The organism is Kitasatospora sp. NPDC056327 (genome assembly GCF_042261735.1).
In the GTDB taxonomy this organism is placed as follows: domain Bacteria; phylum Actinomycetota; class Actinomycetes; order Streptomycetales; family Streptomycetaceae; genus Kitasatospora.
On sequence record NZ_JBHJRC010000244.1, the window covers coordinates 1 to 12,687 of the forward strand.

At 77.1% G+C, this 12,687-nt stretch carries 10 protein-coding genes; 9 read left to right on the forward strand and 1 reads right to left on the reverse strand.

Features of this window, described 5'->3' with window-relative positions; genetic code table 11:
• Positions 1-59 precede the first annotated feature (59 nt).
• On the reverse strand, positions 60-1,319 hold the full coding sequence (locus ACFCX4_RS27730) for an MFS transporter (RefSeq protein WP_376147891.1): 1,260 nt from the start codon (positions 1,317-1,319) through the stop codon (positions 60-62).
• A gap of 498 nt (positions 1,320-1,817) precedes the next feature.
• Between ACFCX4_RS27730 and ACFCX4_RS27735 the strand changes: the two genes are divergently transcribed.
• The 9 genes from ACFCX4_RS27735 to ACFCX4_RS27775 form a co-directional block, all read left to right on the forward strand.
• Positions 1,818-2,240, forward strand: coding sequence for a hypothetical protein (locus ACFCX4_RS27735; protein ID WP_376147894.1), 423 nt, complete (start codon positions 1,818-1,820; stop codon positions 2,238-2,240).
• A gap of 238 nt (positions 2,241-2,478) precedes the next feature.
• On the forward strand, positions 2,479-4,326 hold the full coding sequence (locus ACFCX4_RS27740; protein ID WP_376147896.1) for a phage tail sheath family protein: 1,848 nt from the start codon (positions 2,479-2,481) through the stop codon (positions 4,324-4,326).
• 6 nt (positions 4,327-4,332) lie between these two features.
• Positions 4,333-4,857: a phage tail protein gene (locus tag ACFCX4_RS27745; protein ID WP_376147899.1), complete on the forward strand. Its 525-nt coding sequence runs from the start codon at positions 4,333-4,335 to the stop codon at positions 4,855-4,857.
• 10 nt (positions 4,858-4,867) lie between these two features.
• The gene (locus ACFCX4_RS27750; protein ID WP_376147902.1) at positions 4,868-5,704 is read left to right on the forward strand and encodes a hypothetical protein; all 837 of its coding nucleotides are present in this window, start codon (positions 4,868-4,870) and stop codon (positions 5,702-5,704) included.
• A complete protein-coding gene (locus ACFCX4_RS27755; protein WP_376147905.1) occupies positions 5,697-6,413 on the forward strand; it encodes a hypothetical protein in 717 nt (238 codons plus the stop codon). The genes ACFCX4_RS27750 and ACFCX4_RS27755 overlap by 8 nt, the downstream gene beginning before the upstream one ends.
• Positions 6,414-6,429: 16 nt before the next feature.
• Positions 6,430-7,713, forward strand: a complete 1,284-nt coding sequence (locus tag ACFCX4_RS27760; protein WP_376147907.1) for a DUF4255 domain-containing protein — start codon at positions 6,430-6,432, stop codon at positions 7,711-7,713.
• Positions 7,714-7,732: 19 nt separating this feature from the next.
• On the forward strand, positions 7,733-9,838 hold the full coding sequence (locus ACFCX4_RS27765; RefSeq protein ID WP_376147909.1) for an ATP-binding protein: 2,106 nt from the start codon (positions 7,733-7,735) through the stop codon (positions 9,836-9,838).
• On the forward strand, positions 9,829-10,164 hold the full coding sequence (locus ACFCX4_RS27770; protein ID WP_376147912.1) for a hypothetical protein: 336 nt from the start codon (positions 9,829-9,831) through the stop codon (positions 10,162-10,164). Before ACFCX4_RS27765 ends, ACFCX4_RS27770 begins: the two co-directional genes overlap by 10 nt.
• On the forward strand, positions 10,161-12,687 hold a 2,527-nt coding region (locus ACFCX4_RS27775; RefSeq protein WP_376147915.1), incomplete at its 3' end, for a DUF4157 domain-containing protein. The genes ACFCX4_RS27770 and ACFCX4_RS27775, both read left to right, overlap by 4 nt.

Sequence of the window (12,687 nt, forward strand, 5' to 3'; positions counted from 1 at the left end):
GCTCCGGGCGGCGCGGGCCGACCGGGCGGCGGCCCCGGGTCACGGCACCCGACCCGCGGTCATCCCGTCGCCTCCGCGGCGACGGCCGGTTGCGGTCGGGTCCGCGCACCCCAGCGGGCAAGGGACGGACCGACGGCGCCCAGTGCCGCGAACAGCACCGCCAGGAGCAGCCAGCCCGTGGCCCCGAGACCGAGCACCACCGTGGTGAGGATCGCGGGGGCGAGAGCCTGGCCCGCGCTGAAACCGAGACCGAAGACGCCCTGGTACTGCCCCTGTGCGTGGTCGGGGGCGAGGCCGAAGCCCAGGGCGAAGGCCGCCGACGACTCCCAGACCTCTCCCAGACTGTGGACGAAGACCGCGGCCAGGACCAGCCCGGCCGCCGCCCAGACAGGGGTGTACGCCGCGAGTGCCATCATCGGGCAGCTGACGAGGAAGAGCAGTCCCGCCGTGCGGAACGCCAGGCCGCCGTCGTGCAGGCTCTCGATGCGCGAGCCGATCCCGGTCTGCATCAGCACACAGAACAGGGAGTTGACGGCGAACAGCGCGGCCACCGTCCAGCGCGGCGCCTCGGTGTGCCCGGAGATCCAGATCGGCAGGAGCAGCGACACCACGGGGTACTGCAGTCCCATGGCCCCGTAGAGGGCGGTGAACGCGAGGAAGGGACGATCCGCGACGACGGGCCAGCGCCGCCGTCGCGGCGGCGCCTCCAGGACCGGATAGCGGGGCAGCAGGAGCAGAAGCACCGCGCACAGGGCGAAGCTCGCCGCGTTGCCGAGGATCAGGACGACGTAGGCGCCGCGGGTGTCCGCGGCCAGTGCCAGCCCGGCACCCACCGTTCCCAGCACGACACCGAGGTTGACGAAGGTGCGCAGCTTCGCCCGGAACACGGCCGGTCGCTCACCCCCGACCCGGACCACCAGCGCGCCCCACGCCGCCCCGCCGGCCCCCGCGGCGATCTGGTCGACCGTCGCGACGACCGTGAGCGCGGCCCAGCTCTCCACGAGGACGAGGGCCGCCATCGACACGGCCTGGACCGCCAGGGCCGCCATCATGACCGGGCGGGCCCCTCGCCGGTCCGCGAGGTGCCCGCCCGGAACCCCCGCGAACAGACCGATCACTCCGGCGACGGTGAGCGCGGCGCCGACCTGCGCCGCCGGCAGGCCCACGACCAGGGTGAAGTAGAGCGCCGACGCCGCGTTGAACAGACCGTTGCCGACCCGGTTGGCGAAACTGGCGGCGACCAGCACGCGCTCCGGCCCGCTGTCCCCCGCCATGCGGCCCATGCGGCCCATGCGGCCCGCCAGGTTGCCCTTGATCATGGACGGCACGCTAACAGCGTCACCGATCCGGCGGAAGCGGCACCGGGGACGCGCGTTCCGGTCCCGCCAGGGACCCGAACCAGGACCGCGCCGCTCCCGGGAGCCCGGCACCGAAGGATCGTTCGACGACGAGCGGTCGACGTGTCCGCGAGCGGTCGACGCGTCCGACAGCCCCCGCCGACCGCTGCCGACCGCTCGACGGCGGCCGGGGCCTCCCCGCGGCCCCCCGCCGCCGGACGACCCCGGCCGCGCTCGACGGCGGCGCGCTCCCGCTGCTCGATCCCGCACGCCGGTCCGCGCGCCGGGGCGACGGCGCGCCGCGGCGGGCGCAGGGGGCGCCGGGCACGGGCCCGGGCGCCGTCACGTACGCGGACGATGTGTGCACGGCGGGTGCGGCGGGCACCACGCCGACGGCATGTCCGGCATCTACTCGCCGACCGGGCCCGGCGCGGCGCACGGCTTCCGCGGTCGTCGGCCGAGGCCGGCCGAGGAGGACCGATGTATCAGCTCACCCTCTCCCTGTGGCGCACCTGCGTGCCCTTCGTCGTGGCGTTCCTCGTGGTGGAGGCCGCGCGGCTCGGCATCCGCCTGGACGACGCCTCCGTCACCTCCGCCCTGGTCACCGGCTTCGGCACGGTCTACTACGCGGCGTTCCGGTACCTGGAGCACCGGTTCGGCGCGCGCTGGGGCTGGTTCCTGGGGGCCGCCCGGCCGCCGTCCTACCCGCAGCCCGGGCCGGCTCCCGTTCCCGGGCCCGCCCCTGCGCCCGGGCCGGAACAGCCCGTACCCGCGCCCTCACCCGCACCCTCGCCCTCGCCCTCGCCCGGACCCTCGTCCGGGCGGCCCGCCCCCGCCCCCGCGCCGGCCGGCCCCGTCGCGGTGCCCCGGCCCGACGACCGGAACCTGCCCGAGGGCGGCTGACCGGCCGCACCGGACATCCGTCCCAGGGGTTGCGGAGTTCCCCATTCCGCAACCCCGAATAATGCGCCAGTAATACAATTCCAATCCCCCATAAAAGCCTTGACGAATTGCCACCGCGCACTGAAACTGAGCCTGCCGTCAATTCGCCAGGAGATCGCGGCCCGACCGCGACCGGAATCCGTCGACTTTCGGATTCCTCGGTGCACGAATCGGGCGGCACGAGTGAACGGAGGGGGATTTGCCGACGACACCGACCTACCCGGGCGTCTACATCGAAGAGCTGCCCAGCGGCGTCCGAACCGTCACCGCGGTGAGCACCTCGGTGACCGCCTTCATCGGGGCCACCCGGCGCGGTCCGCTCGACCAGCCCGTCACCGTCACCAGCTTCGCCGACTTCGAACGCCGCTTCGGCGGGCTCGCGGGCCAGAGCCCGGTCAGCTACGCCGTCCAGCAGTTCTTCCTCAACGGCGGATCGATCGGGGTCGTGGTGCGCGTCGCGGCGGCCGGCACCGGCACCGCCGCGGGCGTCACCCTCACCTCGACCCAGACCTCCACCGCCACCCCGGCCCTGGAGGTGACCGCCGTCGAACCCGGGCTCTGGGGCGCGGCACTGCGGATCGCCGTGGACTACCGGACGCCCACGCCGGCCGAGACCTTCAACCTCCAGGTCTTCGACACCTCCGGCGCCGTACGGGAGTCCTTCGCGGACCTGTCGGTGCGGGCCGCCTCCCCCCGGTTCGCCGAGGCGGTGGTGAACGGCGGCTCGGCGGTGGTCCGGGTGAAGGTCCTGGCGGAGAGCCGGCCGGACCCGGTGGGCACCGTCTCCAAGCCGTTCGCGGCCACACTGCCGGACCTCACCCACGAGATCCAGGTGAAGATCGGCGACGTCTCGCGCACCCTCACGATCCACGATCCGGCGGCGGACGGCCCCGCGCCGGCCACCGTCCCCGAGCTCGCCCTGCTGCTGGAGCGCAAGCTCCGCGCCCTGCCCGACGCCCCCGGCAGGCGGGCGTTCGCGGGCACCCGGGTGAGCGTCTTCGGCCGCCGGCTCCAGGTCGTCGCGGGCTCCACCGACCCGGCCGACGTGGTCCGCTTCCTCGGCGAGGCGGCCAACAACCTCGGCCTGGAGGGCTCGGTCGGCCCGCCGGTGCTGGCGCTCACCGGCGGCCAGGACGGCGCGGCGCCCGGCCTGACCGACCTGATCGGCAGCGAGGCCGGCAAGACCGGCATCCAGGCCCTGCGCGACGTGCAGGACGTCAACCTGCTGGTCCTGCCGGAACTGGCCGGCTACGCCAGTCTGGACGACGCCGTCACCGTCGTCTCCGCCGCCCAGGCGCTCTGCGCGGAGAAGCGGATGTTCCTGATCGTCGACTCGCCGCAGGCGTGGACGACGCTCGACGCCGCCCGGGCGGGTCTGTCCGCCTTCGACTCGGTGCGCAGCGACCACGCGGCGCTGTACTTCCCGCACCTGGAGCTGGTCGACCCGCTCACCGGCCGGCTGCGCGCCTTCCCGCCCTCGGGCACCGTCGCCGGGGTGATGGCGCGCACCGACGCCCAGCGCGGCGTCTGGAAGGCGCCCGCGGGCACCGAGGCCGGCCTGCCCGGGGTGCGCGCGCTGACCGTCCCGCTGACGGACCGGGAGAACGGCCTGCTGAACCCGTTCGCGGTGAACTGCCTGCGGACCTTCCCGGTGGTGGGTCCGGTGGTGTGGGGCGCCCGGACGATGGCGGGCGCCGACGCGCTCGGCTCGCAGTGGAAGTACGTCCCGGTGCGGCGGCTCGCGCTGATGCTGGAGGAGAGCCTCTACCGCGGCACCCAGTGGGTCGTGTTCGAGCCGAACGACGAGCGGCTCTGGGCGCAGATCAGGCTGAACGTGGGCGCGTTCCTGCACTCGCTGTTCCGGCAGGGCGCGTTCCAGGGCACGTCCGCCCGCTCGGCCTATTTCGTGAAGTGCGACAAGGACACCACCACGCAGGACGACATCAATCGCGGCGTGGTGAACGTCGTGGTCGGATTCGCGCCGCTCAAACCCGCGGAATTCGTGATCGTCAAGATCGAGCAGCTCGCCGGACAGTTCGAGGTTTAGGATCCCATGGTCGAGTTCACCGTCAATCCGCACCGGTTCGATCCGTACAAGAACTTCAAGTTCCTGGTCGTCTGGGACGGCCGGGTCGTCGCCGGGATCAGCAAGATCAGCCCGCTCAAGCGCACCACCGAGGTGGTGAAGCACCGCAGCGGGGGCGATCCGAGCGCGCCGCGCAAGTCTCCGGGCCGCACCGACTTCGAGGCGGTCACCCTGGAACGCGGGGTCACCCACGACCCGGAGTTCGACCGCTGGGCCAACAAGGTCTGGACGGTCGGCGCGGGCCGGGGGGCGGAGGTCTCGCTGCGGGACTTCCGCAAGGACCTGGTGATCCAGGTGCTCAACGAGGCCGGTCAGGTGGCGGTCGCCCACAAGCTGTACCGCGCCTGGCCGAGCGAGTACCAGGTGCTCGGCGAACTCGACGCCAACGCCAACGCGGTGGCGATCCAGAGCCTCAAGCTCGAAGTGGAGGGCTGGGAACGGGACGAGGAGACGCCCGAACCGGAAGAGCCGTCGTTCCAGCAGCCGGCCTGAGCGGCGACCGATGGATCGCACCGGGGCGCACCTCATCGGACCGGGCGAGCTCCTGGCCACCTGGGAGGCCGGGCTGACGGCCGGCCGCACCGGGCGGGCCCTCCTGCTGCACACCGTCGCCCGGCCGGGCGCGGGGGCGGAGGAGCTGCTCGCCGTGCCGCTCGGCGAGCGGGACGCCGAACTGTTCGGCCTGCGGGCCGCGTTGTTCGGCGATCGGCTCACCGTGCGGGTCGGCTGCCCGGGCTGCCCGGAGGAGATGGAGTTCGCCTTCGACGCCGGGCAGTTGCTCGGCGTCGACCTGCCCTCCGGCGCCGACCTGCCCTCCGGTACCGGGCAGCCGGCAGTGCCGGGGACGCCGGAGGGGTCCGGGTCGTCCACCGGAGCCGGGCCGCCGTCGGACGGACCGCTGCGGGTGGAGCTGGACGGCTGGCGGGTCGGCTTCCGGCCGGTCACCCCGGCCGACCTGGCCGCCGCCGAGCAGGCCCCGGCGGACGAGGCCCGGGCCGTCCTGCTGGAACGGTGCGTGCTGACCGCCGAGCACGGCGGGGAGCCGGTCACCGCCCGGCAGCTCCCCGAACCGGTCCAGCGGCGGATGGCCGAGGCCGCGGCCGCCGCCGACCCGTGCTCGGACGTCCGGCTGAACCTCAGCTGCCCCGGATGCGGCCGGCCCTCCCTCGCCGAGCTGGACATCGCCTCCTACCTCTGGGAGGAGCTGGACGACTGGGCCCGGGCCACCCTGCTCGACGTCCATCTGCTGGCCGCCGCCTACGGGTGGAGCGAGCCCGAGGTCCTGGCGCTCAGCCCGCTGCGCCGCCGCCACTACCTGGAGCTGTGTGCCGATGCCTGACCACTTCGACCGCCTGGTGGCGAAGGCCGACCCGGCCCCGGACCGGGCCGCGGTCCGGGTGCGCCCGCGCCTGCCGGGGCCGTTCGAGCGGACCGGCGCGCCCGGAGGCGGCACCCGCCCCGCCCCCGGCGGGGAGACCACCGTGCCGGGCCCGCCGGAGGGACGGACCGTCTCCGCGCCGCTCCGCCCGCCGGTGACCGCACCGCGTCCGACGGCGCCCCGCGGAGGGTTGCGGCCCCCCGCCGTCGGCCGCCCGGCGGCCGACGCACCCGTCCTCCCCCTGCCGCGCACCCCGCTGCTGGTCGCACCGCCGACCGCACCCGCCCTCCCCGCTCCCGCCGCCGCCCCGCTGCCGCCGCCCGCGGCGGCCCTCCCGGCCCCCACGGTGCCCACCGCCGGGCGGGCCCGGACGGCCGGGTCCGGGCCGGCCACCGGCGCACCGCCCGCGGCGGCCCACCCCGCCGCGGCACCGACGGCCGGGCGACGGGCCGGCACCGCCGCCGCCCCGGGCCGCTCCCCCGGGACCGGGTCCGCGTCCGGAACCGCGAACCGTCGGCGGCGGCCGGCCGAGCGGGTGGTGCGGGTGCAGATCGGACGGGTCGAGGTCAGGGCCGCCGAACGTGCCCCGGCCGGGCAGCGCGGCCGGGCCGCGGCCCGGCCGGCCCCGGCCCTCGCCCTGGACACCTACCTCGACCGGGAGCCGTCATGACCGAACGGGCGGGCCGATGAGCAATCACCTCGCGATCGCGACCGTGAGCGAGGCGCTGCGGCTGCTGATCGTCCGCGCGCTCTCGCCGGACATCCCGTTCGCCGTCGAGGTCGGCACCCGCAAGCCGCCGACCGACCCGCCGGCCGACCCGACCATCACCGTCTTCCTCTACCAGGTCACTCCCAACGCCGCGCTGCGCAACCGCGACGCGCCCACCCGGACCGCCGACGGCACCGTGCTGACCCGCCCGACCGCCGCCCTCGACCTGCACTACCTGATCAGCTGCTACGGCGAGGAGTCCCAGCTGGTCGGCCAGCGGCTGCTCGGCTGCGTGGTCCGGGCGCTCACCGAGCAGCCGGCCCTGTCCCGGCAGCTGATCGAGGAGGCCGCCGCCCAGCCGTACCTGCTCGGGACGGACCTGGCCGCCTCGCCCCAGCGGGTGCGCTTCACGCCCGCCACCATGGACGTCGACGAGCTGTCCAAGCTGTGGACCACGCTGTTCCAGACGCCGTACGCGCTGTCCGTCGCCTACCAGGCCACCGCCGTCCTCGTGGAGGGCAGGACCGACCCGGCGGCCGGCAAGCCGGTGCTGCGCCGCACCGTGCGGGCGGTGCCGTCCCGCGGGCCGGTGGTCGAACGGGTGCTCTCCCGGCCGGCCGGATCCCCGGACACCCCCGAGGAGGGCCCGGTGACCAAGGACCGGGAGCTGGTCCTGGAGGGCTCCGGCCTGCGCGCGGACCTGGTCGTCGCCGGGCTGACCGTGACCGGGCTGGGCGAGCGGCGGGTGACGCTCGGTCCGGACGCGGTCCTGGACGACCGCCTGGTGGTCGCCGTGCCGGAGGACCTGCCGCCCGGCGTGCACCGGGTCAGGGTGCTGCACGGGCTGGCGCTGGACGGCCGGCCCGCCGCCGAGCACCTCGCCGTGGAGTCCGCCGCGCGCACCTTCGCCCGGCAGCCGCGGATCCTCCTCCCGATCGGCACGGCGGACCGCCGGGAGGGACCGGCCGGCGTCTCGGCCCGGCTGGACGTCCGGCTCGACCTCCCGCTCCGCGACGACCAGGAGGTCCTGCTGCTGCTCGACGAGTTGCGGCCGCCGGAAGGGCGCCCCGGGGCGAGCCACCGGTTCCGCATGCCCGGGCCGCCGCGGCCGCGCCCCGACCCGTTCGAGGTCCGGGTGCCGGTCGTCGGCGTACGGGCGGCGGTGTACCTGGCCCGGGTGCAGGTGGACGGTGTGCCGAGCGAGTTGACGGTGTCCGGCGACGGGTCGTTCGGCGGCCCGGTCGTGGACCTCACGGACTGAGCGCGAGAGGGGAGGCGGGATGAGCACGCTCCGGGGGCAGGGCCCCGACGGTCCGGCGGACGAGCCGCACCTGCGGTCACTGGCGGCCGCGGTCGCCGCCGTGCTCGCCCGCGTCGACGCGCACGTGGCCGTCCGGAGCGGCCGTCCGGCGGCCGCCCCGCCGACGTCCGGACCGCCCGCACCCGGACCGTCCGCGCCCGAGCCGCCCGAGTTGCCCGGGCAGCGGCCGCCCGTCACCGCCCTGGACGTGGTCACCGCCTCCTTCGGGCTCACCCCGTTCGAACGCGAGGTCCTGGTGCTGGCCGCCGCGCCCGCGATCGACCCCACCGCCGACGCCCGGTGCGCGGCGGCGGCCGGCGATCCCGGGCGCGCCCACCCGACGTTCTCGCTCGCCCTCGCCGCGCTGGAGCGGCCGCACTGGAGCGCGCTCGCCCCGGTGGGGCCGCTGCGCCGGTTCCGGCTGGTCGAGCCCGAGGACGAGACGGCGCTCACCGCCTCCCGGCTGCGGATCGACGAGCGGGTGCTGCACTTCCTGGTCGGCGTGCCGTACCTGGACGTCCGGCTGCACGGTCTGCTCACCCGGGTCGGGCCGCCCGGCGGGCTGCCCGACCCGCACGAGCGGTGCGCGGCCCGGCTGGCCCGGGTCTGGACCGCGGCCGAGCCGGCCGGTCCGCCGCACACCGAACTGACCGGTGCCGACCGCCGCACCCGCTGGGAGGTCGCGGCGGCGGCGGCCGACCGCGCCGGGCTCGGCCTCTACGCCGTGCACCGGGACGACCTGCCCACCGGGCCCGCCGAACGCGAGCGGCTCGCCCGGCTCTGGCAGCGGGAGGCGATCCTGATCCCGGCCGCGCTGCTGGTCGAGGCCGGCGAGCCGGCCGGGGAGCGACCGCACGCCCGCCACGGCGCGGAGGCCTTCCTCGCGAGCCTGGCGGTGCCGCTGGTCGTGTCCGGCGACGAGCCCCCGCCCGCCGGCGCCCCGGACCGCACCCGGGTGACCGTCCCCCCGCTGGGCCCCGAGGACCAGCTGGCGGTCTGGGCCGCGGCACTGGACGGCGCGCCGGGCGTCACCGACGGCGGACTCCGCGCGCTGGCCGCGCAGTTCTCGCTTCCCGGCCATCTGATCCGCTCGGCCGCCGCGACGGCCCGGCGGGAGGCCGCGTCCCCGGCCGGCCGGGAAGCCGGGCCCGCGACCGACCGGGGAGCCGGACCGACGACCGGGCCGGAGGCCGGCGTCGCTGGGGAGGGCACCGGGACCGCCCGGGACATCACCGCGCTCGCCTGGCACGCCGGGCTGGCGGAGGCCCGGATGTCCCTGGACGAGCTGGGCCGGCGGGTCGAACCCCGGGCCGGCTGGGAGGACCTGGTGCTGGAGGAGCGCCAGCGCGCGACGCTGCGCGAGATCGTCGCCCACGTCCGCCGGCGCGGCACGGTCTACCAGGAGTGGGGCTTCGAGTCGGTGCTGCGCCGGGGCCTCGGCGTCACCGCGCTGTTCGCCGGCGGGTCGGGCACCGGGAAGACGCTGGCGGCCGAGGTCGTCGCCGGACAGCTCGGCGTCGACCTCTTCGTGATCGACCTCTCCCAGGTCGTCAGCAAGTACATCGGCGAGACCGAGAAGAACCTCCGCCGGGTCTTCGACGCGGCCGAACGCGGCGGCGCGCTGCTGCTGTTCGACGAGGCCGACGCGCTGTTCGGCAAGCGCAGCGAGATCCGGGACAGCCACGACCGCTACGCCAACCTTGAGGTCAGCTACCTGCTGATGCGGATGGAGGCCTACCGGGGCCTGGCGGTGCTCACCACCAACATGAAGAAGGCGCTGGACCCGGCCTTCATGCGACGGATCAGGTTCGTGGTCGACTTCCCCTTCCCCGGGGTGCCCGAGCGCGCGGAGATCTGGCGGCGGGTCATCCCCGGCCGGACCCCCAGTCAGGGCCTCGACCCGGAGCGGCTGGCCCAGCTCACGGTGGCCGGCGGCTCCATCCGCAACATCGCGCTGTCCGCCGCGTTCCAGGCCGCCGACGAGGACTGCCCGGTGCAGATGCGGCACCTGCTGGCGGCCGCGCACACCGAGTACCGGAAGCTGGAGCGCTCGCTGACACCCTCGGAGGTGGGCGGATGGATCTGACCGGGGCGCCCGGGCGCGGGCCGGGGGACGCCGGGCCGAGCAGGGCCGGGCGGATCGAGGTGGAGATCGGCGAGCTGGTCCTGGACGGCTTCGCGCACGTCGACCGGGACCGGGTGGCGGAGGCGTTCCGGAGCGAACTGACCCGCCTGGTCGAGACGCGGGGCGTGCCGCTCGCGGCCGGCGGCGACCGCGTGCTGGAGCGGCTCTCCGGGCTGCCGCCGCTGCCGGCGGGCGCGTCACCGCGAAGGCTCGGCGAGGCGCTCGCCCGCGCCGTGCACACCGGGCTGTCCGGTGGCGGCCGGCCGGCGGAACGGGGGCGGCGATGACCCGGACCACCGCCGTGCGGGACTCCGCGCCCGGCAGCACACCGGGCAGCACACCGGGCACCGAGCCGGGCGCGGCCCGGCGCAGGACGCGCGCGCCGAGGGCCCGCACGCCCGAGCCGAGGGAGATCGTCTCCGGTGCCGGCCAGCCGCTCGACCCGGGCCTGCGGCGGGAGTTGGAGGCCCGGCTCGGGCACGACCTCGGCCGGGTCCGGGTGCACACCGACCGGGACTCCGCCGCGCTGGCCGAACTGCTCGGCGCGGACGCCGTCGCCGTCGGCCCGGACCTCTTCTTCGGCGAGGGCAAGTACCGGCCGACCGCCGAGGACGGCCGGCGGCTGCTCGCCCATGAACTGCTGCACACCGTCCAGGCCCCGCATCCGCTCGGTGCGCTGCGGGCCGGGCGCGACCTGGGCGCGGTCAGCCTGGCGCAGGACGCGGCCGAGCGGGAGGCTGAGCACGGTGCGCGCGGCGAGGGGCCGGCACCCGCGACGCCGGGTGCCACGCCGGGCTGGCTCCGCTACGCCACGGTCGACGCCGACCGGTTCCGCACCGAGCGGCTCGACCCGGCCACCCTGGTGGACCGGCTGGCGGCCGGCATCCTGCGCTCGCTGCGCGGCGACCCGACCGACGCGTCGGGCCGGGTCCGCCTCCAGCTCGCGCGCTTCGCCCCGGAGTTGCAGGCCTCCGTGCTCGCCCGACTGGCGGACCGGCTGCCCTCCTCGGACCACACCCGGTTGCTGGAGCTGGTCGAGGCGGCCGAGCACCGCCCGGCCGACCAGGACAGCGCGCGGACGCCCGCGCCGGTCACCGAGGGCACCGGCCCGGCGACCGGGCAGGAGCCGGAGGAGAACGGAGAACCTGCCCAGGAGAGCGACCGGCCCGACGGCGCGCAGGGGCGGCCCGGCCGGAGCCCGGAGCAGGACGGCGCGACGGGCGACGAGGACCACCCGGCGCACCAGGACCAGGACCAGGACCGGCAGGAGAACCAGGAGCAGGCCCAGGAGAAGGCCCAGGCCCAGGAGCAGGAGCAGGAGGAGACCCGGCCTGCACCGCCCGAGGAGAGCACGGCCGCCCCGGACGCCACCGGGGCGGCCCCCGGCGCGGTGCCGGAGGAGCCCGCCCCGGCCGACGGGACCGCTCCGCCGGTGGCGGGACCCGCCACCGGCGCGGCCGATGCCGGGCCGCCGGACGCCGCGGCCCAGCCCTCGGACGGGACGACGCCCCGGGAACCGGCCGCCGTGCCGCCGCAGCAGCCCGCGCCGGCCGAGCCCGGGCGGCTGGAGGCGATCGCCCAGGCCCCGGACAGCCCGCTGGCACAGCACGGCCTGCTGGAGGGCGACCGGCAGCAGGACGGCGTCCGGGACGAGGAGCGGCCGTTGGGCCTGGAGCCCGGCGCGGACGCCGAGGTCCACGACACCCCCGGAGCGGACCGGGACCGGCCGCCGGAGCCGACCGCCGGGGACCAGGAGCTGCGGCCGGGGGACTTCCTGCCGTCCTCGGACCCCGATCTGTCCGCCGTCCCGACGCTCGACCGGACCTCGCCGTCGGCGGACGGCCCGCCCGCCGGGAGCGCCGGGGCACCGGCGCTCCCCGAGCCTCCCGCGACCAGGGCCGACCGGGTCGAGGGCGAGCGCGGGAACGGCCCGGACGGCGACGCGGAGCCGGCGGCCCCGCCCGGAACGGCCCCCCGGGCCGCGGAGCCCCCGGACGCCGAGGACCCGGACGCCGAGGACCGGGAGGAACCCGGCCTCCGGCCGGAACGGCCGGTCGCACAGGAGATCGGTCCCGATCCGTTCCAGGCCCCGGCCCGCGCCGCCGGACCCGCCGCCCCGGAGTCGCCTCAGGAGCGGCCGGAGCGGCCGGAGCAGGAGGAACAACCGGAGGCGCCCGCGGCGGAGCCGCGCGAGGCCGAGCCCGCGTCCTCCTCCGGGCCCACCACCGCCGAACCCGCCGAACCCGAACCCGAACCCGAACCCGAGCGCACGGCCGCCCCCACCGCACCGGGCCCGGTCGGCGGCGACGGCCCGGACAGCGCGCCCGGCGTGGCGACCGGAGCCGCTCCCGACAGCGCGCCCGGCACCGCACCCGACGCCGAACCCTCGGCGGCCGCCCCCGGTCCGGCCGCCGAGCAGGCCGACGCGCCGGCCGGACCCGGCGCCGGGCCCGCCCCGGACGCCTCCCTGGAGTCCGGCGGCGGCGCCTGCGCGGGCCCCCAGCAGCCCACCACCGAGGCGGAGCCGGACGGGGCCGGCGGGGCCGGCGGCGGCGCCTGCGGGACCGGGGGCGCCGCGGGCGCGGCCCCGGCCGAGCGCGCGGAGGAACCCGCCCCGCCCGACGTCTCCGCCCAGGACCCGCAGGCCGCGCTCGCCACCGCCGGGAGCCTGCGGCCGGACCGGATGGCCGTCGCGCTGGACGGCGTGGACGGCTCGGTGGACCGCACCGTCGGCGAGCGGCACGCCCGGCTGCGGGCCGATCCGCCCAGCGTCCGCCGGCCGTCCGGTGCGCCGGACACCTGGTCCGGCG